The sequence below is a fragment of the Paenalcaligenes hermetiae genome (genome assembly GCF_039543645.1).
In the GTDB taxonomy this organism is placed as follows: domain Bacteria; phylum Pseudomonadota; class Gammaproteobacteria; order Burkholderiales; family Burkholderiaceae_B; genus Paenalcaligenes; species Paenalcaligenes hermetiae.
In genome coordinates, this window is record NZ_BAABKD010000001.1 from 19400 (window position 1) to 41580 (window position 22181).

The following is a 22181-nucleotide window of genomic DNA, read 5'->3' on the forward strand; positions in this document are numbered from 1 at the left end:
AGTTAGTCTTCTACAGAGGTGCGAATGAGATAATCAAAAGCACTTAACGCAGCCGTAGCACCCTGACCTGCCGCAATAATAATTTGCTTATACGGCACCGTAGTGGCATCCCCGGCAGCAAATACGCCAGGCACAGAGGTTTGACCACGCTCATCGATTTCAATTTCACCGTACTTCGTGCGCTTTACCACATCACCCAGCCACTCATTGTTCGGTACTAAACCAATCTGAACAAAAATCCCATCAAGAGCAATTTCATGAGATTCATCTGTATTACGATCGGTATAGCGTAATGCAGTAACCTTAGAACCATCACCTATTACTTCTGTGGTTTGCGCCATTTTAATCACTGTTACATTAGGTAGGCTGGTTAGCTTACGCTGCAACACGTCATCCGCGCGCAAAGCATCCCCAAACTCAAGTAAGGTAACATGGTTCACAATACCGGCCAAATCAATAGCCGCCTCTACTCCAGAGTTACCACCACCAATCACCGCCACATCTTTCCCTTTATAAAGCGGACCATCACAGTGAGGGCAGTAAGCCACGCCTTTATTACGGTATTCGGCCTCGCCCGGAACACCAAGCTCACGCCAGCGCGCACCGGTAGCCAAAATCAATGATTTGGTTTTAAGTGTGGCACCATTGGCTAGTTTTAGCTGAATCTGCTTGCCCGGAATTAGCTCCTCGGCACGCTGCACATTCATAATATCCACATCATAATCACGTACATGCGCCTCAAGCGCTGCTGCAAAAGCGGGACCCTCTGTGTGCTGAACAGAAATATAGTTTTCGATGGACATGGTATCTAGCACCTGCCCCCCAAACCGTTCCGCGACCACGCCAGTGCGAATTCCTTTACGTGCAGCATAAATCGCCGCTGCTGCTCCAGCAGGACCGCCCCCCACTACCAACACATCAAAGGGCGCTTTATCATTAAGGGCAGCAATTTGCTCTTCGCTATCGCCGGCACCTAATTTAGCGAGCAGCTCCTCTGCGTTCGCACGGCCATAATGGAATTCTTCACCATTTAAAAATACGGCGGGTACTGACATCACCTCGCGCTCTTTGACCTCGTCTTGGAACAAGGCACCATCAATAGAAATGTGCTTGATACGAGGGTTAAGCACGGCCATTGCATTTAGTGCTTGCACCACATCTGGGCAGTTTTGGCAGCTCAAAGAGAAATAGGTTTCAAATACAAACTCACCCTCTAAGCTACGAATCTGATTCGCAACGGCTTCATCCATTTTGATGGGGTGCCCACCCACCTGCAATAACGCCAATACCAAAGAGGTAAACTCATGCCCCAATGGAATCCCCGCAAACGCCACCGCCACATCGCTGTCTACACGCTGAATGGTAAAAGAAGGTTTGCGTGCATTATCGCCCTGTAGATTCACGCTGATTTTCTCTGGGCTAAGCGCGGCAATCTCCTGCAAAAGCTCGCGTAGTTCTTCGGATTTAGCGCCCTCATCGAGTGACGCAATAAGCTCGATTGGTTGCGTGATATTTTCTAAGTACGCTTTAAGCTGTGTTTTTAAACCTGCATCTAACATAATGATGGCTTCCTTTTTGATTGATATAGGGTGGATTTGGGCGTTTTTAGGGTCAAAAAAAGCGCCCGCATGCAACGGGCGCTTGTGAGCAACCTAGATTGCTACAGGGAGAACCCGCTTAGATTTTGCCAACAAGATCCAAGGAAGGAGCTAGGGTTTTCGCACCCTCTTCCCATTTAGCAGGACATACCTCGTTGGGGTTTTTAGCGATGTACTGAGCTGCTTTGACTTTACGTAGTAGCTCTTTAGCATCACGACCAATACCGTTATCGTGAACTTCCATGGTCTTGATCTGACCCTCGGGGTTAACGATGAAAGTACCGCGTAAGGCAACACCTTCCTCTTCGATTAACACTTGGAAGTTGCGGGACAACTGATGTGTTGGGTCAGCTAGCATGGGGTATTTCACCTTGCCGATGGCCTCGGAGGTGTCATGCCATGCTTTGTGGCAGAAGTGTGTATCGGTAGATACAGAGAAGATTTCTACGCCTAGTTTCTGGAACTCTTCGTAGTGATCAGCCAAGTCTTCTAGCTCTGTAGGACATACAAAAGTAAAGTCAGCTGGGTAGAAAACGAAAACAGACCATTTACCGGCAATGCTTTCGTTGGTGTACTCTTTGAACTCACCATTGTGGTAAGCCATCGCTTTAAAAGGTAGGATCTGTGTATTAATCAAAGACATCGTTGTTATCTCCCGTTGTGGTTAATAGTGACAGTGATTTCATTATAGGATTTCACTATCGATTTGTGAAATTGATTAAATTTATTGATGCGATAGCTTTTAACTATAAGCCAGACCAACAAAAGTAATCCACAAACAAATAGGGTAACAGGGCTTTATGACAAAATAAAGCCCTTGGATTTAACCGCCAGCATTCCGATATATTGCTCGAATAAAACATCAAAACGGGATTAGATCGATTGCTGATGGAGCGCATAGTGGCGCAATGCCTCGCGCGCAATAACAAGCTCTTCGTTAGTCGGAATCACCCATACGGAGATATGGCTATCTGGGGTAGAAATTTTTTGGGCACCTTGGGCATTGAGCTCAGGGTCAATTTTTACCCCAAGCCATGCCAAATGCTCGCAAATACGAGCCCGAATCTCTGGACTGTGCTCGCCCACCCCAGCGGTAAATACAATCCCATCAGCGCCCTGTGTGGGTACGCATAGACCCGCTAAGCTTTCTGCCGTACGGAAACAATAATAATCTACAGCCAGCTTCGCTTGTGGATCCTCGCTGGCTAATAAAGTGCGCATATCGCCACTGATTCCAGACAAGCCTTTCATGCCCGACTGATTATAGAGTAAGTCCTGGATCTCATCGGCATCTTTTTTACGCTGCTGCATCCACCATAGAACGACCCCTGCGTCTAAACGCCCAGGTCGAGTGCTCATAGGCAACCCATCTAAAGCAGTAAAACCCATGGTACTTACCACACTTTTACCGTCTTGGATCATACAAGCCGATGAGCCGGAGCCCAAGTGCGCAACAATCACACGCCCTTTATGTAGATCGGGCAAGTGTTGTGCCATGTAATCTGAAATATACTGATAAGACAAACCATGGAAGCCATAACGTCTTACGCCTTGTTCGTAATAACGCTTGGGTAACGCATAATAGTTATAAAGCTCATCCTGGTGACAATGAAAAGCCGTATCGACACACGCTACCTGCAAAATCTGTGGCCAATACTCTCGGATAACACGCACTGGCGCTAAATTATTATGCTGATGTAATGGTGCCAAAGGAGCCAAAGCATCTAAATAATCCAGCACCTCGTCGGTAATAATGGCGCTATCATCCATATCGGCGCCACCATGTACAATACGATGCCCTACAGCAATCGCCGGCTTATCCATTCTAAAAGTTAACCAGTTAGCTAATAATTCTTGTGCAGCTTGTAGATCTTTGGTTTCTTCAAAAGCCGTAGCACGGTCCTCGAGGATCTGCCCCAAAGCCCCTTTGACTTTAAAATGCGCTATCTCTGTACCAATGCCAGAAACTTGCCCCCCATACAAGAAGCTAAGGTCATTAACATCGAGGGTGCCGGATTCGGGAATCTGGTAGACATTAAATTTTAAGCTTGAGCTACCCGCGTTAATTACAATTAATTTTTCGCTCATGTTAGGATCCTGTGGCTGCAGTCAGTTGTTTTTTCATAAGTGCATCGGCATATACCGCTGCCACAGCGCATGAAGCCAAACGCGCATTGGCGGAGTCTGCACGACTAGTTAGTATAATGGGTACGCGCGCGCCCAAAACGATCCCTGCGGCTTCGGCACCTGATAAAAACGTTAAGTTTTTAGCTAACATGTTTCCAGCCTCTAAGTCGGGAGCCACAAGAATCTGCGCACGTCCCGCGACCTCTGAGGTAATGCCCTTGATACGTGCCGCTTCTGGGCTAATCGCATTATCCATTGCTAGTGGTCCATCAATAATGACATCCGTAATCTGACCCCGATCAGCCATCTTGCATAGCGCAGCGGCCTCTAGGGTACTAGGAATTTTTTCTGTGACTGATTCCACCGCTGACAAAATCGCTACGCGTGGTATACCTAGTCCAAGAGCCACATGCAAATCAGCGGCATTTTGTACGATGTCCACTTTAGTAGCTAGATTAGGACGAATGTTGATTGCAGCATCGGTAATAAACAGCAACTCATCATAACTAGGCACGTCCATGATAAATACATGGCTAACACGACGCTCGGTGCGCAACCCTTTGCCTTCAACTGTCATCACAGCATGCATCAACTCATCTGTATGCAAGCTCCCTTTCATGAGCAACTGTGCCTGCCCCTGCAAAACCTGTAATACAGCGGTTTCAGCAGAAGCATGGCTGTGAGGCGTATCAATAATTTGAATGCCAGACAAATTGAACTGATGAGCATTTGCCACACCCTCAATGCGCGCTTTAGGCCCAACTAAAGTAGGAGTAAATAAACCACGCTGCGCAGCGTCTATAGCGCAACCTAATGACACTTCATCACAAGGATGAGCCACAGCACATACTCGCCGAGGCTGCAACTGCTGCGCGCGCTCAATTAATTTAGCGAAAGAAGTAGAAGTTTGATACACCATGACTCCTTATAAAACGTTAGGTAAGGATTGCGACTGATTACAGTCTAAGACCTGCATCACTACATGGCTATGACCCATATCACTTTACACTAAGTTAAAATAAAAATTGTCGTACTCGCCCCCTTGAAATAACAAAACTCGCCCTTATAATTAGCACTCAGAGGGTGAGAGTGCTAACACTCCCCTATTAACCAAACAAAAAACATGAAATTTTGACCAACTTGTTTTTGAACAGGAGTTCATCTTATGAAATTGCGTCCTTTAGGCGACCGCGTGATCGTCAAGCGTTTGGACAACGAGCGTCAAACCGCTTCCGGTATTGTCATTCCTGAAAGCGCTACCGAAAAACCTGATCAAGGTACTGTTGTAGCGGTTGGCCCAGGCAAACGCGCCGATGACGGCACCGTTCATCCTCTAGACCTCAAAGTTGGCGATAAAGTATTGTTCGGCAAATATGCCGGTCAGAGCGTCAAAGTAGACGGCGAAGAGGTTCTCGTGATTCGCGAAGACGAAGTTCTTGCTGTATTCGAGTAATCCCATCTATCTCCCACATTAACGCTACTGAATAAAGGAATTACATATCATGGCTGCAAAGCAAGTTTATTTTGGTGACGACGCCCGCACCCGTATTGTACGTGGTGTAAACATCCTAGCTAACGCGGTAAAAACCACCATGGGCCCCAAAGGCCGTAACGTGGTGCTAGACCGTGCATTTGGTGCTCCTACTGTAACCAAAGACGGTGTATCCGTTGCCAAGGAAATTGAACTCAAAGACAAGTTTGAAAACATTGGTGCCCAGCTCGTTAAAGAGGTGGCTTCTAAAACCTCTGATAACGCTGGTGACGGTACCACGACAGCTACCGTTCTTGCACAAGCTATTGTCGAAGAAGGGCTAAAATACGTAGCGGCAGGCATCAACCCCATGGACCTCAAACGTGGTATTGATAAAGCCGTAGCCGTAACTGTCGAAGAGCTGCGCAAGCTCTCTCGCCCCTGCGCAACCTCTAAAGAAATCGCACAGGTAGGCTCTATCTCTGCTAACAGCGACGCATCCATTGGTCAGATCATTGCTGACGCCATGGACAAAGTCGGTAAAGAGGGTGTTATTACTGTTGAAGACGGTAAATCCCTAGAGAACGAACTGGATGTCGTAGAAGGGATGCAGTTTGACCGCGGTTACCTCTCCCCCTACTTCATTACCAATACCGAAAAACAGGTTGCTGTACTTGAGAACCCCTACATCTTGATTTTCGATAAGAAAATCAGCAACATCCGCGATCTCTTGCCTATCCTTGAGCAAGTGGCTAAAGAGAGCCGTCCTCTCTTGATCATTGCGGAAGACGTAGAAGGCGAAGCACTCGCTACACTCGTTGTTAACAACATCCGCGGCATCCTCAAAGCCACTGCCGTTAAAGCCCCTGGCTTTGGTGATCGTCGTAAAGCGATGCTAGAAGATATCGCTATCCTCACTAACGGTACCGTTATCTCCGAAGAAACCGGTATGACCCTAGAGAACGCGAATATCTCGCACCTAGGTCAAGCAGTTCGTGTAGAAGTCGGCAAAGAAAACACCACCATCATTGATGGTGCAGGTGACAACGCTTCTATCGAAGCACGTGTAAAACAAATCCGTGCTCAGATCGCTGAAGCCACCTCTGACTACGATCGCGAAAAACTCCAAGAGCGTGTGGCTAAACTCGCTGGTGGTGTGGCAGTGATCCGCGTTGGTGCTGCTACCGAAGTCGAGATGAAAGAGAAAAAAGCACGTGTAGAAGACGCTCTACACGCTACTCGTGCCGCTGTCGAAGAGGGTATCGTTCCTGGTGGTGGTGTAGCACTTATCCGTGCTCGCAAAGCCGTTGCCGCTCTTTCTGCTGACAACATCGACCAAGAGGCCGGTATCAAGCTCGTATTACGCGCTATCGAAGCCCCCTTACGCACTATCGTAAGCAATGCTGGTGAAGAAGCTAGCGTAGTTGTTAACGCTGTTGCGGAAGGTGAAGGTAACTACGGTTACAACGCTTCTACTGGTGAGTACGGTGACCTCGTGGCTCAAGGTGTTCTTGACCCAACCAAAGTCACTCGCACCGCGCTACAAAATGCGGCTTCCGTAGCAAGCTTGCTGCTCACCACTGAAGTCGCTGTAGCTGAAATCCCTGAAGAAAAACCCGAAGCCGGTATGCCTGATATGGGTGGTATGGGCGGTATGGGTGGTATGGGCTTCTAATTGGCTCATGCTTCTCGCGCTGGCTAAGACCAGCGCACCAATGACGCACATTAAGCCTCTGCATTTTTGCAGGGGCTTTTTCGTTCTGCACGTATAATACTCACATTCCTTATTCATGAGTGTGTATGATGACTTTTACCGAACAACTACAAAACGCTTGGGCACAGCAAAATTCCTTGCTCACTCTGGGTTTAGACCCAGATCCTCGGCGCTTTCCCCCACATTTACAACATTCTAAAACAGCAATTTTTGATTTTTGTACAGGGATCGTGGATGCATGTGCTCCGTATGTGAGCGCCTTTAAACCCCAAATCGCCTATTTTGCTTCGTCTCAGGCCGAGTCACAGCTAGAGGCTCTTTGTGCTTATATTAAAGACAAATACCCCACACTACCTATTATTTTAGATGCCAAACGGGGGGACATCGGCTCCACAGCACGCCACTATGCCATCGAGGCTTTTGTGCGATACGGAGCAGATGCCGTTACGGTTAATCCTTATATGGGTACGGATTCCATCGAGCCATATTTTGAGTGGCCAGATAAAGGCGTCATCATTTTGTGTCGCACTTCTAACCCCGGTGGATCGGATTTACAGTTTATGACGCTCGCGGATGGAACTCCGCTTTACTTGCATGTGGCAAAACTTGCCGCAAAAAAATGGAATACGCATGGCCAATGTGGTTTAGTAGTTGGGGCGACTTTCCCCAATGAAATTGCCAAAGTGCGAGAGGTCGTGGGTGATATGCCTTTGCTCGTACCAGGTATCGGTGCCCAAGGCGGTGATATTCCTGCTACCGTCAAAGCTGGGTTAACGGCTCAAGGCACCGGCATGATGATTAACTCTTCCAGAGCCATTTTATATGCCAGCGCCAAAGAGGACTGGCAACAAGCCGCTGCCCAAGTCGCTCAATCTACCCGCGATGCCATCAATGCCGCACGTGCCGCTATTTACTGATCAGAAGAGCCGGGAGCAAAATCGGTAGACGTGGCTAAATGGGGGTTGATTAAATCTAAGGCTTTTTGTAATGCAAACAACACGGCTTGCTGCCGGACTTGATGACGATCTCCCTCAAACACCACAGTCAGTGCGTGGGCGACAACGCCCTCGCCTACGCGCCGAGCGAAACCAAAACAAACCATACCAACCGGCTTACCGGGGGTGGCTCCAGAAGGGCCAGCGATACCAGTGGTTGATAGTGCTATATCCGCCGCGGCGCTCATCCCTAATACCCCTCGAGCCATCTCCATCGCCGTCTGTTCACTGACGGCGCCATATTTATCTAAGGTATCTGGATTGACCCCCAGCTCTTGCTGTTTGGCTTGATTACTGTAAGTGATATAACCCCGATCAAACCACTGACTAGAGCCACTGACTGCTGTTAAAGCCGCCGCTAATAATCCCCCAGTACAAGACTCTGCGGTGGCTACTACTAGCCGATGCTGTAGCAATGCGGTTGCCAACGTCGAAGTTGACTCATCAAACAAGGCTAAATGGTGTGTCATGGTGGCTCCTATAGCCATAACGCGACTAAATAGAGAAATAAAAGACTGTAGCCGGCGGCTAATATATCGTCTAACATCACTCCAAACCCGCCCCCTACTTTTTGATCAAAAAACCGAATGGGTGGAGGTTTGATAATATCAAAGAGCCTAAACGCCCCGAAAGCAAGCCCCTGCATCCACCACGCAGGCGTTGGTAAAAGCCATAAAACCAACCAAAAGGCGACGGCCTCATCCCACACCATCCCCCCATGATCCGATACTCCAAGCTCATCCCCAGAAAGCTGACAAGCCCAAACACCGATGGCAAAAGCCAAGCCCAAAAAGAGCGACATAGCGCCCAAAGGGATAAATTGCAACACGAGTAGCCACACCGCCCATGCCCATAGGGTTCCCCAGGTGCCCGGCGCAGGGTAGATCGCGCCAGACCCCATCCCAAAAGCAATGATTCGCCAAGGTTTAGCGTAAATCCACGCGAGATTTGGCCGTAAAGAAGTGGAAGAAGAGGTCATCATGCAGAAAAATGATCAAAACCGCCCTGAGCGGGTAAGTTCAAGGCTTGTCCCGACGCGTCAACAACGACCAAACCAGGCTCTGGCACCACTGTGCCGATACGCGTCAGCCGGATTTGATGCTGGGCAGCAAGGTCTAACAAATAAGCACGCTCTGTTGGGGGCGCCGTAAAACACAACTCAAAGACATCCCCCCCAGCGAGGACGGCAGCTTGTTGTAATGCCGGCGCTACGCCCCGCAGCGCTGGATGCATGGGTAAGTCTGCCCATGACACCTGCGCACCACAATGACTGGCCGTCAGTATATGGGAAAGATCTTGTAAAAAGCCATCAGAAATATCGATAGCTGCATGAGCATGCCCCAACAAATGGGGCGCAAAAGCATAAGGGGGAAGAGGGCGCTCAAGAGCAGAACGCGTTTGTTCCAAGCGCTCTGCATCCATAGGCAAGCGCTGAGTCAAATAACGCAAGGCCAGATCGGCAGCACCCAATGTGCCGGTGATCCAAATATCATCCCCAGCTCGGGCTAGATCTCGGCGCAAAGCCTGCGTAATAGGAACCTCGCCAAAAATAGTGAGTGTGATGGTTACAGCATAGGGATGACGAGTCGTATCCCCACCTATTAATGGGCAGTTAGACTGTGCTGCTAACGCATGCAGGCCAGAGCTAAATGCTTGCAGCCACTGGGGATCAACCTGCGGTAATGCTAAGGCCAGTACACAACCTTTAGGCTCTGCGCCCATTGCACAAAGATCAGAAAGATTAACCGCTAAGCTTTTGTGTCCCAAATCGTAGGGATCTACATCACTAAAAAAATGCTGCCCTTCGATAAGGGTATCTGTGCTTACCGCCAGCTGATACCCTGGACGTACCGAAAACAGAGCGCAATCATCGCCCACGCCAACATAGCCCTCTGGGGCGGCCCGATGAAAAAATGTCTGGATTACATCGAATTCATTTAAAGCCGCCATAGAAAGACCTCATTAGGAGCGTTTTTGATTTCGACGCGCTTGGTATTTTTTAAATTCGGCGGGACGCACCTGTGCTGCAACCCGATCCAACACCCCATTAACGAACTTAAAGCCATCGGTACCACCAAAGGATTTAGCTAGCTCGACGGCCTCGTTAATGGTTGCGCGGTAAGGGACTTCGGTGTGATGCACCAGCTCATAAGTGGCTAATAGTAATACCGCGTGCTCAATCGGCGATAAGTCGGTTAAATCGCGATCAATAAAAGGCTTGAACTGCTCCTGTAAGGAGGCAGCATCACGCATTACACCAAATAAAATGGTTTTATACCATTCCGTATCACAGGTATCAAAGCCCTTTTCACCACGGATATGGGCATCAATAGAGCCCGATTCTTGCAGACCATCGGCACCACGAATCAACCACGCATAGATGCCCTGCAATGCAAAACCCCGTGCGCGGTGACGAGGTGTACCGCGCAGTTCGTCCTGTTCTTGTTCAACAGAATCAGTTTTCATCGTCAAAATCTTCGTCCTCGTCATCAAATTCTTCGTCGCTAGGCTCAAGCAAAGCCAATAGGTTTGCCATTTCTACAGCTGCACGGGCACAATCACGCCCCTTTTCCTCTACGCGAGCCTGAGCTTGCGCTTCGTTTTCTACAGTAAGAATACCGTTGGCAATGGGCAAGCCTGTGCCAATGGAAACGCGAGCAATCGCCGAAGCGCTTTCATTGCTGACGACCTCAAAGTGATAGGTCTCACCACGCACGACCGCACCAAGAGCAATAAGGGCATCGAACTCGGTGGTTTCAGCCATCTGAATAATCGCTACGCCAATCTCGAGTGCGCCAGGAACTGAAAACACAGTAATGTCCTGAGGATCAACCCCAAGCTTAATGAGCTCGTCTAGGCAAGCTTCTTGCTGCGCTAAGCCAATTTCCTCGTTAAAACGAGCGCGTACAATACCAATATGTAGGCCTTCGCCGTTTAAATCGGGTTCAACAATATAGGGCTTCATGGATAAACTCCAAATAAAATTAAGCAGAGGGCTCGGTCAAGTAGCCCGTTACGGTTAGAGCAAAGCCAGTCATACTTGGCATTTTACGAGGGCGAGCTAACAAACGAGCCTTGCCCACGTTAAGATCGCGTAATATTTGGGCGCCAATTCCGTATGTACGTAAATCGTAGCGATGTGCCGCCGTTTTAGATTCAGTTTGGGGCTGGCCACTACGCAATTGGAATTGTTCGAATATTTTATCCTCTGACCCCTGACAATTTAACATAACAACCACCCCGGATTCTGACTGGGAAATGGTTTTTAAAGCATCAGGAATGCTCCAGCTATGGTCATTGCTGTCTGCGCACAACAGATCCAAAACTGTCGTAGGTTCGTGTACGCGCACTAGGGTTTCTGTATCGGCTTGTATTTTACCGTGAACCAAAGCCAAATGGGGGGCCCCAGATGCCAGGTCTTTGTAACCTATCGCTTGAAACGTTCCCCACGGCGTCGTCATGTCTTGCTCAAACAAGCGCTCGACCATGGATTCATGAGCGCTACGATATTGAATTAAATCAGCAATCGTACCGATTTTTAAATGGTGCTGTTTAGCGAATTCGAGCAGTTGCGGTAGGCGCGCCATGGTGCCATCTGGATTTAAAATCTCACAGATTACCGCTGCCGGTGTCAGCCCCGCCATACGAGTTAAATCACAACCGGCTTCTGTATGCCCGGCACGCACTAAGACCCCGCCATTAACGGCCTTTAGGGGGAAAATATGCCCTGGTTGTACTAAATCAGAGGGGCGCGCATCACGAGCGACCGCCGCTCGTACTGTTTTTGCTCGGTCAGCGGCGGAAATACCAGTCTCCACCCCTTCGGCGGCTTCGATTGACACCGTAAAATTTGTGCCAAATCGTGTACCATTGCGTACGGCCATCAATGGCAAATCCAATTGTTGGCAACGCTCTTCGGTAAGGGTTAGACAAACGAGACCACGCCCATGGGTCACCATAAAGTTAATGGCCTCAGGGGTAACGAATTCGGCCGCCATGACCAAATCGCCCTCGTTTTCACGGTCCTCCTCATCCACCAAAATAACCATACGCCCAGCACGTAGCTCGGCCACAATTTCGGTAATAGGAGAAATATCGGATATATCGTTATTAGGGGTTTCTGTATGCTGACTCATGACTGTCCTGCTTGAATAATTTCCTCTATTTTAGCCCCGTATCATCAATTAGGTACAATTTCTCTTAATTTAATGCTGTGATTTCTTTTTATGTCGTCAACCGACGCTTTATCTATGCAAAATCCTCCCACTACTCCTGAAGGTGGGCGCCGACGTATTCAATCTATTGAAACCGGCCACCGCCTACTAGCCGCTCTGGTTAATGCCGCACGTCCGCTGCCACTGGGTGAGCTTGCCGCCGCAGCTGAAATGAGTTCGGCCAAAGCACACCCTTATCTCGTTAGCTTTATTAATGTTGGACTAGTGCGTCAAGACTTGGTCAGTGGGCACTATGAGTTAGGGCCTTTTGCCATGCAAATGGGGCTAATTAGCTTACAGCACTCAACTCCTTTACGTGTCGCGCAGCCTATCGTGACGGAAGCTGCTGCACGTATTGGGCATACCCTAGCCATCGCTGTGCTGGGCTCGCATGGGCCAACTATCGTGCATTTATCCGAGGCCAGTTATCCCGTCCACGTGAATATGCGAGCCGGCACAGTAATGTCAATGCGCTACACCGCTACGGGGCATGTTTTTGCAGCTTGGCTCGCCCCTAAGGTCACTCAGCATTATTTGCAGCGTGAATACGCCGATACCGCTCTATTGCGCAGTACGCATTTGGATTATGATGAGAGCGATTTTGATCAGCTTATACAAAAAATACGCAAGCAAGGCGCAGCACAAGCTCTGGGTAACCCGTTGCCCGGTATTGATGCCATTTCTGTACCGGTTTTTGATCACTCAGGTAATATTGTCTTGGCACTCACTAGCATCGGTCCGAGTGCCGTTTTTGATGTTAGCCTTGAGGGTCCCATTGCTCATGCCTTATGGCAGTGCGCTCAGCAGATTTCTACCGCCTTAGGCCATACCCCAACCCCATAATCAACAATCAACGTGTTAGAACGAGAAATTAAACTTTTTATTCCAGCGCCACACCGCGCCAACTTGCTGCAATATGTGCAGCAGTTTAGCCAAACTCAATCGATTGAGCTCGCCGCTCAGTATTACGATACGCCTCAACGCTGTTTAGCGCAGCGTTACGCTGCCTTACGTTTACGTCGCGAGGGCCAGCAGTGGGTACAAACGTTAAAAATGCGGGGGACAGACGAACTCAGTCATTTGGAATATAACCACCCTCGCCCTGAGCCCTCCTTGGATTTACAGGTGTACCAAAACACCCCTGCTGCAACCTTGTTTGCCCAACTCGCAGCGCCCTTAGAAATGCGCTATGAAACGCATGTGCAACGTACTCTTATTGAAATCAGGCAGAACCAAACCCTCATCGAAATTGCTTTAGATAACGGTGAAATTCGAGCCAAACAAAATACCCTCCCTATTCATGAAGTCGAGTTCGAACTCAAACAAGGAGAGATGGCAGAGGTATTTGCCTTGGCCGAAGCGTGGTTAGTACGTTTTCATCTTTTGCTCGAATTGCGTACAAAATCCGAGCGTGGTGATGCCCTTTATGAATACGCTATCAAGCATCCGGTGGCCTTAAGCGGGCAAGACGCAGCGCTTGCGCTTGCTGCGCAACCCTATCGGCTACCCTCTGGATTTAAACCCGAAACAATGGATGTGCCTTCGCTCTATTATCAAGGAGCCAGCTTATTCTTGAGCCAAGTCATACGCAACGCGGCTTTTTTGGCGGGTGTGGACGATATGCAAGCGCCCCCGCAACAACAAGCCAGTTACTTAACGTTAATGCGCGTGGGAATGCGTCGCTTACGCTCTTGTCGTCAGCTTTTTAAACCTTGGCTCACCACAGCAGAAGTCGGACTAACACAACAACTACGAAAACACTATAAAGCGTTTGGGCAGTGGCGGGATAAAGATATGCTTTGGCTAGAACTACAGCCAAAGCTTATTGCTGCCGGTTTGCCCGCAGCCAAAAAGCTGGATCGACCCAACAGCAAAACGACCTCAGCCCTAGAGCTAGCCGCAAGTACCCCATACCAAAAGCTTTTACTGCAGCAGCTACGCCATTTCGTATTACAGCAATCCTTATTGGCACCTGCCCAGCAACACCCCGCTGCCTTAGCGATACTCATCCAGCGTCTACAGCAGCTCTGGCAGCGAATCCAGCACCAAAGTCACGACTTTTTGCATCTAAACCCCAGTGCCCAACATGATTTACGCAATCAAATCAAACGATTACGTTATAACCTTGAGCTTTTTGGCTACAGCAATGAGCACCCTTTCTATGCCACGCTAGCTAAAGCCCAAGACCACCTTGGGGATTTGTGTGACGCCTATGTGGCCTATGACTGGTATACACAAAATGCAATGAATAAAGCGCAAAAACAGTTTGCCCAAACCTGGCTTAAGCAAAAAATCCAAAAATCGCTGCGTAAGAGTCAAAACACGTTGGTGCGGCTAGATCACCAACGTGCAACCTTATCCCTAGAGGAACTAATCCCCCAATAGGGCACCTGCAAACTCGCTAGCAACAAAGGGCTGCAAATCATGCATGCCCTCGCCTACCCCAATCCAATACACTGGCACAGGCCGTACGCCGTTACTGCCTGCGGCAACCGCTGCGAGAATACCACCTTTGGCTGTGCCATCCAGCTTGGTCACCACCAAACCAGTTAGGCCAATCGCCGCATCAAAGGCCTTAATCTGAGCCAAGGCATTCTGCCCTGTATTTCCATCAACAACCAATAGACACTCGTGTGGGGAGCCTGGATCCGCTTTAGCAATGGCACGCTTGACCTTTTTTAACTCCTCCATCAGGTGCAGCTGCGTCGGCAAACGCCCTGCCGTATCAACCATCACCACATCCACACCACGTGATTTTCCAGCGGTGACGGCATTAAAAGCGACCGCGCCAGGATTACCCCCCTCTTGGGCAATCACTTGCACTTGATTGCGATTACCCCACTCAACCAACTGTTCACGAGCTGCAGCACGGAATGTATCCCCTGCAGCCAGCAAAACGCTCGCCCCCTGCTGTTGAAAAGCATGGGCCAGTTTTCCGATAGAGGTGGTTTTACCTGCACCGTTGACCCCAGCGATCATAACGACTAAAGGCTTAGCCGCTTGCAACGCAAAGGTTTTTTCTAAAGGTGTTAAATGTCGTGTAAGCGCTTCTTTTAAGGCTTGTTTTACTTGCGCTGCATCGGTCATTTTCTCTTTGCGCACACGTGTACGCAGCTCTGTAAGTAACGCTTCGGTTGCCTCAACCCCAGCATCTGCCATAATAAGGGCCGTTTCGAGCTCCTCAAATAGCTCCTCATCGACTTTAACACCCACAAATAAAGAGGTTAAGCTTTGCCCAGTGCGTGACAACCCTTTGCGTAAGCGTGACAACCACGAGCCTTTTGTGGGTTTGTCTTGGGTAGTTGCCGATACCATGGGTGCCTCTGTGTCCTCTGTATTGAGTAAAGGCGGCTCTGTATTGGCTAGGGGCGGTTCCTCAGACTGTGGTCGCGCGGTTTCCACAAAAATCGAATCGGTTACAGTGAGATCTGCCGTTTGGATCAAATGAGATCGATCCACCACAGGCGGCGCTGGTTCCGGGGTCACCACAGGTGCCTGAACGCTAACTACAGGGCTGGGGCTAGCCACCGGCTCCTGAGCAGCAACCACCGGTTCAGAATCCGTCTGGCTGGTTTCTGGTTGCACTACCACCTGCTTTTCTTGCAGCTCTTGCTCTTTTTTGGCTTTGCGCCTTTTAAAAAAACTAAACATCGCTTTACACTAAACCTAGTTTGTTAATTCACGCACCCAATGGTTAGGCATGAAAAAAAATGCTATTCGAATTGTAGGCGGCCAGTATCGCCGCACCCCTATTACTGTTGTCACCGGCGAGGGCTTACGCCCCACCCCTGACCGTGTCCGCGAAACCCTATTTAACTGGTTACGCTATTTTTGGGCAGATGACTTTTCACAAAAACGCGCATTGGACTTATTTGCCGGCAGCGGAGCACTAGGCTTTGAGGCCGCATCCCATGGGATGGCCTTTGTGCAAATGGTGGAATCCAACCCCAACGCTGTCAAAGCCCTGCGCGCCTTGCGCAACAAGCTTCAGGCGCACCATATACGTATTCATGCTGGCGACGCCATGCATGTGCTTGAGCGCACCGACCACCCGTATGATCTGGTTTTTATCGACCCCCCCTTTCATCAGAATTGGTTCGATAAGATCTGGCCGTTACTTCCGCGTATTTTACGCCCAGATGCGCTCATTTATGTAGAAAGTGAGCAGGCCATTTCAATTCCTCAAAACTTTATTAGTTTACGCCAACAAAAGGCAGGCCATGTACATTTTCAACTACTTCAATTTGCCGAGAGCGCAAAAACAGATAATAATGCGGACAAGTAGATTGGTCGGCGACGTCGCTTGTATCGTACGCGCTGAAATCTTAACCCATTATTGGTAGCCTCTATTACTATGATTACAGCTGTATATCCCGGAACCTTTGACCCGTTAACTCGAGGTCACGAGGATTTAGTTCGTCGTGCCGCCAACCTTTTTGATCATGTGGTGGTGGCCGTAGCACATAGCCCTAACAAACGTCCCTTCTTTTCTGTTGAAGAGCGCGTAGAAATCGCCAAAGAAGTCCTAAGCCATTACTCCAACGTAGAAGTCAAAAGCTTTGGCGGCTTACTCAAAGACTTTGTGCGCGAACAAGAAGCACGAGTGATTGTGCGTGGTTTACGAGCCGTATCGGATTTTGAGTACGAGTTTCAAATGGCGGGCATGAACCGCCACCTTTTACCTGAAGTGGAAACCCTATTCATGACACCATCCGATCAGTATCAGTTTATTTCAGGCACCTTTGTTCGCGAGATTGCACTGCTCGGCGGTGATGTCAGCAAATTCGTATTTCCTTCTGTAGAGCGCTGGTTAACCACTAAAGCCGCTGAACGCCGACTACAGTCTAAGGACTAATTTCGCGTTAAAGCCTAATTCGGTCTACACTATAGTTGTACCTTTTAGGCTTTAACGGTTAAATCATATGGCCTTATATATTACTGAAGAATGCATCAACTGCGACGTGTGTGAGCCCCAGTGCCCTAATACGGCCATCTATATGGGCGAACACATTTATGAAATCAATCCTAATCTTTGTACTGAATGCGTTGGCCACCACGATGAGCCCCAATGCATTGTATTTTGCCCTGTAGAGTGTATTGAGGTCCACCCTGAACATCAGGAAACCCAAGAGCAACTTTTTGCTAAATACCAACGCCTAACCGGCTCGTAGTCTGCCCCTAGGCATGCTGCTGCCCTGGATCTTTTTTATATAAGCGACAAGGGCGTCCTAACACATGCTCAAACCATACCGCCGCCAGCTCACCTTCATCGATAGCAGCACGTGTCTGCCCATGAACATCGGTAGCGATACGGCGTACCTCGTCATCATCCTCGATCACATCCAACATCAGCTCTAAACACAGCATGCCTGGGGCTCTTACCTGGAGCTGACCAAAACGTGTACTGAGCTGTAATTGCGCCAGCCTCGCGCAATCTTGCTCTGACAGAACGTGGCCTTGTGTATCCACCAAAAACCATTGATGATGATAGTGACTGGGCATGGTTAAGGCTGGAGCAAACTGAATCGGTGTCACTAAAGCTAAAGTCGTCATATTATTTTTTCAATAAGTCTTTAATCGTAGTACCTAGCGTTTTAGTAGCCGTATCCGGCACCGCCCCCTCTGACTGAATAGGCTGATCCAATAAGTTCAACAACCCCTGATCAATGGCTTGTTGGACTTCAGGATGCTTGAGCTCCTGCCACTGTAATCGTAATTGAGGACTGAGCCAGCTGCCACTCAGGCGAGCATAGATGGGATGCACACTATACGCTCCCAAATGCTGATAAACATCGGGCAATGTTTTTCTCTTTACATCAAAACGCCAATCCATATCCATTTGCTGATTGACGCTATCCACATAACCTCGCTCAACCTGTGCATTCACCCCAGGGCTTTGCCATTGAAGCTGTGTGATCTGCCCCTGTCCTTGTTGCCACTTCACATCATAGCTAAATACTGTAAATGGTGTACTCAACTGCGGATTTAGCTGGATAGCAGGTGATTGAACCTGACCACTGAACACGTTACGCACGGCCTCATTCGCTTCTTGTAAGTACTGCCAAAAATCCCAACCAAAAGCGCTACCATTTTTTACGTGGACCTGTGAACTGCCGGTCATATTAGCCAAACGTGCTAAGCGCGTTTTCCCGTGGGTGGCGAGCGCCAATTTAATGTCGCCTGTACCACTTAATGCCATTTGCGCACCTATAGACTGAGAAAAGGGCATCATATCAATCTGTTTAAGGTGTGCTTCCATCTTTCCACTTTGTTTCTGATGGCTCCAATTTGCTTTCATATCGAGCTGCCCACTCCATGCTTGAGCAGATAACTTAGCAATGGTGATTTCACGATTTTTCTGCTCTGCCTGCAGCTGGAGCCCTTGTAGGATATAGTTTTTATAATGCAACTGCTCTGCTTGCAGTGTTAGCTCTGTAGCTAAAGCACGCCAGTCAAAGTAATCTGGCAGCATTTTCGCCAATACGGGTTTCACGGCAGGCGCGTCTGGTGCTGGTTTTGCTTGAGCTCGCCACGGATTTAAATCAATCTGTGGAGCTTGTACGTTTAGCTGTAATCGTTCTTGCTCACCATACTGCAATTGCGCTTGGAGCTGAGCCTGTGTATTGGCACTTTGCCACTCTCCCACCACGTGCGCTTGCTGCTGAGCAAATAACCAATCCACCTCACCTGAAAACAAAGCTTGAGCCGGGTTGGGATTTAATGCCTCATTATCCAATAATGTATTTACCATTAATTTAGGGAAAACCAAACGTTGCTCTGTTTGATCCCATTGTGCGGGAGAGCTGACCCCTAGCTTGTAGGCTTGCTGCGCATTTTTGCCAGCCACATCCATGTGGACCTGCCCTACATGCAGCTGCGCTAACGCCCCCCTATAATCTTTAGCTCGTGCAGTCACCCCAAACATCTGTGATCCCTGCGTTTGCTTAAAAGAAAATCCAATCGGTTCACCTTGGACCTGCTCTGGCTCCATAACAAACTTAGGTACGTCTAACGCTAATTCAACCTTGTGCTCGGACTGCCCCCTTTCTACTGGCAATAGCCCTTGTAAGCGCCACTGCAGTTTCTGCGTAGTTAAAAAAGGAAGATGATGCTTAGCATTTAATTGCGCCGCACTCATGGTCATATTTACTTTATCCAGTGCTAAAGTATCTGATCGCCATTTTCCCTGAGTGCTCAGCTCTAGGTTACGAACACGTATGTCTTTTGTGTGGGTTAATAATTCAACACCACCACGTAATGTCGCTGCACTAGCCTCATAAGCTCCCAAATGCCCACTAAGTGCTAAATTCATACGCTGCGCCGAATAACGATACAAATGGGGCTCGAGCTGCACCACAGCTTGCCCTTCAAGTGTCGCATCTGTAATCGGACTTTCTCCTTGGAGTGCACCTTTAAAAATTACATCAAAGGGCTGTCCAAAAGTCATACGCCCCGTATTTAACTCTAAATCCACCACTCGTAGTTGCGTTGCCGAGGGCTCATCAGTGAAATGAATTTCACCATTTTTAAGCTCTAAGCCTGCAATATCGATTTGAAACTCAGCCTGTGAGGCGTCTGGCACCATAGATGTTGATTGTGCCTGAGCCGTAGGAAAAAATGATCGGGACGTATGCTGCGCTACCTCGTTTGGACCTCGCTGTAAAAGATCCATAAAATTGAATTCACCCTGTGCATCGCGATGCAGCCACATCTTTAAACCGCTCACAGCCACGTGATCCACTACCAAACGGTTCCAAAGCAGTGGCCAAACCGCAACCGCAAAACGCGCATGATCCACAGCAGCAAAAGGCTCATCACTTTGCTTATCAGTTAGAGACACTTGTTCTACAGCTAAGCCAATGCGTGGAAAGAGTGACAACTCGATATCACCATCAATACTAAGCTGACGCTGATAGCGATCAAACACCAACTGCTCCACTTTATTTTTATAAGCATTTGGGTCAAAAGTGAGCAAGAAAACGGCTGCCCCCACTAAGGCCACAATTACAAAGACCACTAAAGCAAAGAGTCCTCTTTTAAACCATTTTTTCATTTAGGCCTCTAACCTTAAAAACAGATACTATATAAGCATATAAACGCTTAGGCGATCATATTACGAGAGCGCACGGTACAAGCCCACTCTCTTATGTCAAAAAAATATAACGATATACTATTTATTTCTATTTTATATATAAATAAGCCGTTACGATTAGATTATCTTTCCCTTAACTTAGTCCATAAATTTTTATCATGAAATTTGAAACCTTAGCCATCCATGCGGGTTACCAACCAGACCCTACCACTAAAGCTGTTGCTGTTCCTATCTATCAAACTACCTCTTATGCATTTGATAACACACAGCATGGTGCAGATCTCTTCGACTTAAAAGTACCGGGCAATATTTATACCCGCATTATGAATCCCACCAACGCTGTACTAGAAGAACGCGTGGCAGCACTCGAAGGTGGTGTGGCCGCACTAGCAGTTGCCTCCGGCATGGCGGCTATTACTTATGCTATACAAACCATCGCTCAAGCTGGTGACAACATTGTTTCGGTAAGTAAACTGTATGGTGGCACCTATAATCTATTTGCTCATACTTTGCCGCGCCAAGGCATTGAGGTCAAATTTGCACCCCATGATGATATAGCAGCGCTCGAGGCTTTGATCGATGATAAAACGCGAGCTGTATTTTGTGAAACCATTGGTAACCCATCCGGTAATATCATTGACCTAGAGGCACTGTGTGAGGCCGCACACCGTCATGGGGTACCCGTTATTGTAGACAACACGGTAGCCTCTCCTGCCTTATGTCGTCCTTTTGAATACGGTGCCGATATTGTGGTGCACTCTTTAACCAAATATATGGGAGGCCATGGCACAACAATCGCTGGCGCTGTTGTGGATTCCGGAAAATTTGACTGGGTTAAACACAAAGACCGCTTCCCTATTCTGAACGAGCCCGACCCCTCTTACCACGGCGTGGTATATACCGAAGCCTTTGGTCCGGCTGCCTTTATTGGTCGCTGTCGTGTTGTGCCTTTGCGCAACACTGGCTCGGCGCTTTCCCCATTTAATGCCTTCCAAATTCTACAAGGTATTGAAACCCTAGCCTTACGCATGGAACGTCATACAGAAAACGCCCAGCGTGTTGCCGAGTATTTAGCCAATCACCCACATGTTAGCTGGGTGAACTATGCCGGCTTATCCAGCAACCCTGAACACGCCCTAGCACAAAAATATTTCGGTGGTAAACCAGCCGCTATTTTAAGCTTCGGTATCAAAGGCGGGCGCGAAGCAGGCGCAAAGTTCATTGATGCGCTTTCTCTTATTCTACGTTTGGTAAATATCGGTGATACCAAGTCTCTTGCTTGTCACCCTGCCACCACCACCCACCGTCAGCTTAATGATGAGGAGCTAAAACTTGCGGGTGTAAGTAGTGATATGGTTCGTCTTTCTATTGGTATTGAGCATATCGACGATATTTTGGCTGACTTAGAACAAGCCTTAGCAGCAAGTCAATCTGCCTAAGCGAACCACATATCAGCTAGCAAAAAGCCGCAATTGCGGCTTTTTTTACTTTTTAGCTAACAAAGCTAAAACTGTACTCATCATCTGGCTCATATCCACTTGTCCAGACTCATTGAGAATTTTATTGTTTTGACTAAATAGTTTATCAACTACCACAGGTAATAAACTCGATAAATGGTTTAGTACGGAGTCCTGGCTTAAGCCCGTTTTACTGACCAAGTCAGTCACCATATTATTTCCTAATACCTGCTGTAGCTGCGTTGGCGCAATAGGCAGGTTTTCCCCCTGACTCATCCATGATTGCACCACTGCACCTAAGCCCCCCTGCTTAAAAGCCTCAAGTAGCCCATTTATACCACCAGGATATTGATTTACCGCCTGTAAAAATGCCGGCAGTAATGTCGCTTGCTCTTTTTGTTTGTCCCTAAGCATCACTGATGCAGCATTAGCTAACACACTATTTAATAAGCTCATAACCTTCCTTATCTCAAGATCATCTAATACAAATACTTGTCTTTCTTCAATAAAAAA

The 22181-nt window shown here is 48.3% G+C and carries 23 protein-coding genes; 9 read left to right on the plus strand and 14 right to left on the minus strand.

Going from position 1 to position 22181, the window contains the following annotated elements; translation table 11 throughout:
• Window positions 1-2: 2 nt before the first annotated feature.
• From ahpF to ABD980_RS00140, 4 genes are all read right to left on the minus strand, one after another.
• Window positions 3-1559: an alkyl hydroperoxide reductase subunit F gene (ahpF, locus tag ABD980_RS00125; RefSeq protein WP_345368738.1), complete on the minus strand. Its 1557-nt coding sequence runs from the start codon at window positions 1557-1559 to the stop codon at window positions 3-5.
• 118 nt (window positions 1560-1677) lie between these two features.
• On the minus strand, window positions 1678-2241 hold the full coding sequence (gene ahpC / locus ABD980_RS00130) for an alkyl hydroperoxide reductase subunit C (RefSeq protein ID WP_260650133.1): 564 nt from the start codon (window positions 2239-2241) through the stop codon (window positions 1678-1680).
• A 230-nt stretch (window positions 2242-2471) separates the two neighbouring features.
• Window positions 2472-3686, minus strand: a complete 1215-nt coding sequence (locus ABD980_RS00135) for an acetate/propionate family kinase (RefSeq protein ID WP_300646762.1) — start codon at window positions 3684-3686, stop codon at window positions 2472-2474.
• Window position 3687: 1 nt separating this feature from the next.
• Window positions 3688-4644, minus strand: coding sequence for a phosphate acetyltransferase (locus ABD980_RS00140; RefSeq protein WP_345368742.1), 957 nt, complete (start codon window positions 4642-4644; stop codon window positions 3688-3690).
• 246 nt (window positions 4645-4890) lie between these two features.
• Between ABD980_RS00140 and ABD980_RS00145 the strand changes: the two genes are divergently transcribed.
• The 3 genes from ABD980_RS00145 to pyrF all read left to right on the plus strand — a co-directional run bounded on the left by ABD980_RS00145 (window position 4891) and on the right by pyrF (window position 7827).
• On the plus strand, window positions 4891-5178 hold the full coding sequence (locus ABD980_RS00145; RefSeq protein WP_260650130.1) for a co-chaperone GroES: 288 nt from the start codon (window positions 4891-4893) through the stop codon (window positions 5176-5178).
• A gap of 49 nt (window positions 5179-5227) precedes the next feature.
• A complete protein-coding gene (gene groL / locus ABD980_RS00150; RefSeq protein WP_260650129.1) occupies window positions 5228-6871 on the plus strand; it encodes a chaperonin GroEL in 1644 nt (547 codons plus the stop codon).
• 128 nt (window positions 6872-6999) lie between these two features.
• A complete protein-coding gene (gene pyrF, locus ABD980_RS00155; RefSeq protein WP_300646785.1) occupies window positions 7000-7827 on the plus strand; it encodes an orotidine-5'-phosphate decarboxylase in 828 nt (275 codons plus the stop codon).
• Here pyrF and ABD980_RS00160 read toward each other — a convergent pair.
• The 6 genes from ABD980_RS00160 to ribBA are packed head-to-tail and all read right to left on the minus strand — an operon-like array spanning window position 7821 to window position 12041.
• Complete coding sequence (locus ABD980_RS00160; RefSeq protein WP_300646764.1) at window positions 7821-8375, minus strand: CinA family protein; 555 nt, start codon at window positions 8373-8375, stop codon at window positions 7821-7823. The two genes, pyrF and ABD980_RS00160, sit on opposite strands and share 7 nt — an antisense overlap.
• 8 nt (window positions 8376-8383) lie before the next feature.
• Entirely contained in the window at window positions 8384-8884 is a 501-nt protein-coding gene (locus ABD980_RS00165; protein ID WP_260650165.1) for a phosphatidylglycerophosphatase A family protein, read from the minus strand.
• Window positions 8884-9855, minus strand: coding sequence for a thiamine-phosphate kinase (gene thiL / locus ABD980_RS00170; protein WP_300646765.1), 972 nt, complete (start codon window positions 9853-9855; stop codon window positions 8884-8886). The genes ABD980_RS00165 and thiL overlap by 1 nt, the downstream gene beginning before the upstream one ends.
• Before the next feature lie 12 nt (window positions 9856-9867).
• Window positions 9868-10371 carry a transcription antitermination factor NusB gene (gene nusB, locus ABD980_RS00175; RefSeq protein ID WP_260650126.1) on the minus strand — a complete coding sequence of 168 codons (504 nt, stop codon included), beginning with the start codon at window positions 10369-10371 and terminating at the stop codon, window positions 9868-9870.
• A complete protein-coding gene (gene ribH, locus ABD980_RS00180) occupies window positions 10361-10870 on the minus strand; it encodes a 6,7-dimethyl-8-ribityllumazine synthase (RefSeq protein ID WP_260650125.1) in 510 nt (169 codons plus the stop codon). The genes nusB and ribH overlap by 11 nt, the downstream gene beginning before the upstream one ends.
• 19 nt (window positions 10871-10889) lie before the next feature.
• Window positions 10890-12041 carry a bifunctional 3,4-dihydroxy-2-butanone-4-phosphate synthase/GTP cyclohydrolase II gene (gene ribBA, locus ABD980_RS00185; protein ID WP_300646767.1) on the minus strand — a complete coding sequence of 384 codons (1152 nt, stop codon included), beginning with the start codon at window positions 12039-12041 and terminating at the stop codon, window positions 10890-10892.
• Window positions 12042-12131: 90 nt separating this feature from the next.
• On the opposite strand from ribBA, the gene ABD980_RS00190 reads away from it, so the two are divergent.
• Both ABD980_RS00190 and ABD980_RS00195 read left to right on the plus strand, forming a co-directional pair.
• Entirely contained in the window at window positions 12132-12962 is an 831-nt protein-coding gene (locus ABD980_RS00190; protein ID WP_345368747.1) for an IclR family transcriptional regulator, read from the plus strand.
• 12 nt (window positions 12963-12974) lie between these two features.
• Window positions 12975-14504, plus strand: a complete 1530-nt coding sequence (locus ABD980_RS00195) for a CYTH and CHAD domain-containing protein (RefSeq protein WP_345368749.1) — start codon at window positions 12975-12977, stop codon at window positions 14502-14504.
• Here the strand turns inward: ABD980_RS00195 and ftsY are convergent.
• Window positions 14490-15770 (minus strand): signal recognition particle-docking protein FtsY, encoded by a 1281-nt coding sequence (ftsY, locus tag ABD980_RS00200; RefSeq protein WP_345368751.1) that lies wholly within the window; start codon window positions 15768-15770, stop codon window positions 14490-14492. The two genes, ABD980_RS00195 and ftsY, sit on opposite strands and share 15 nt — an antisense overlap.
• 49 nt (window positions 15771-15819) lie before the next feature.
• On the opposite strand from ftsY, the gene rsmD reads away from it, so the two are divergent.
• The 3 genes from rsmD to ABD980_RS00215 all read left to right on the plus strand — a co-directional run bounded on the left by rsmD (window position 15820) and on the right by ABD980_RS00215 (window position 17290).
• On the plus strand, window positions 15820-16404 hold the full coding sequence (gene rsmD, locus ABD980_RS00205) for a 16S rRNA (guanine(966)-N(2))-methyltransferase RsmD (protein WP_260650120.1): 585 nt from the start codon (window positions 15820-15822) through the stop codon (window positions 16402-16404).
• Between the two features lie 69 nt (window positions 16405-16473).
• Window positions 16474-16974 carry a pantetheine-phosphate adenylyltransferase gene (coaD, locus tag ABD980_RS00210; protein ID WP_300646773.1) on the plus strand — a complete coding sequence of 167 codons (501 nt, stop codon included), beginning with the start codon at window positions 16474-16476 and terminating at the stop codon, window positions 16972-16974.
• Between the two features lie 67 nt (window positions 16975-17041).
• The gene (locus tag ABD980_RS00215) at window positions 17042-17290 is read left to right on the plus strand and encodes a YfhL family 4Fe-4S dicluster ferredoxin (protein ID WP_260650118.1); all 249 of its coding nucleotides are present in this window, start codon (window positions 17042-17044) and stop codon (window positions 17288-17290) included.
• Window positions 17291-17297: 7 nt separating this feature from the next.
• Here the strand turns inward: ABD980_RS00215 and ABD980_RS00220 are convergent, their stop codons facing one another.
• Entirely contained in the window at window positions 17298-17672 is a 375-nt protein-coding gene (locus tag ABD980_RS00220; protein WP_300646774.1) for an MOSC N-terminal beta barrel domain-containing protein, read from the minus strand.
• Between the two features lies 1 nt (window position 17673).
• Entirely contained in the window at window positions 17674-20172 is a 2499-nt protein-coding gene (locus ABD980_RS00225; RefSeq protein WP_345368756.1) for an AsmA family protein, read from the minus strand.
• A 197-nt stretch (window positions 20173-20369) separates the two neighbouring features.
• Here ABD980_RS00225 and ABD980_RS00230 point away from each other — a divergent pair, with 197 nt between their 5' ends.
• The gene (locus tag ABD980_RS00230; protein ID WP_300646776.1) at window positions 20370-21650 is read left to right on the plus strand and encodes a bifunctional O-acetylhomoserine aminocarboxypropyltransferase/cysteine synthase; all 1281 of its coding nucleotides are present in this window, start codon (window positions 20370-20372) and stop codon (window positions 21648-21650) included.
• Window positions 21651-21695: 45 nt separating this feature from the next.
• Here ABD980_RS00230 and ABD980_RS00235 read toward each other — a convergent pair whose 3' ends face one another.
• Window positions 21696-22124, minus strand: coding sequence for a YidB family protein (locus ABD980_RS00235; protein WP_300646777.1), 429 nt, complete (start codon window positions 22122-22124; stop codon window positions 21696-21698).
• Between the last annotated feature and the right edge of the window lie 57 nt (window positions 22125-22181).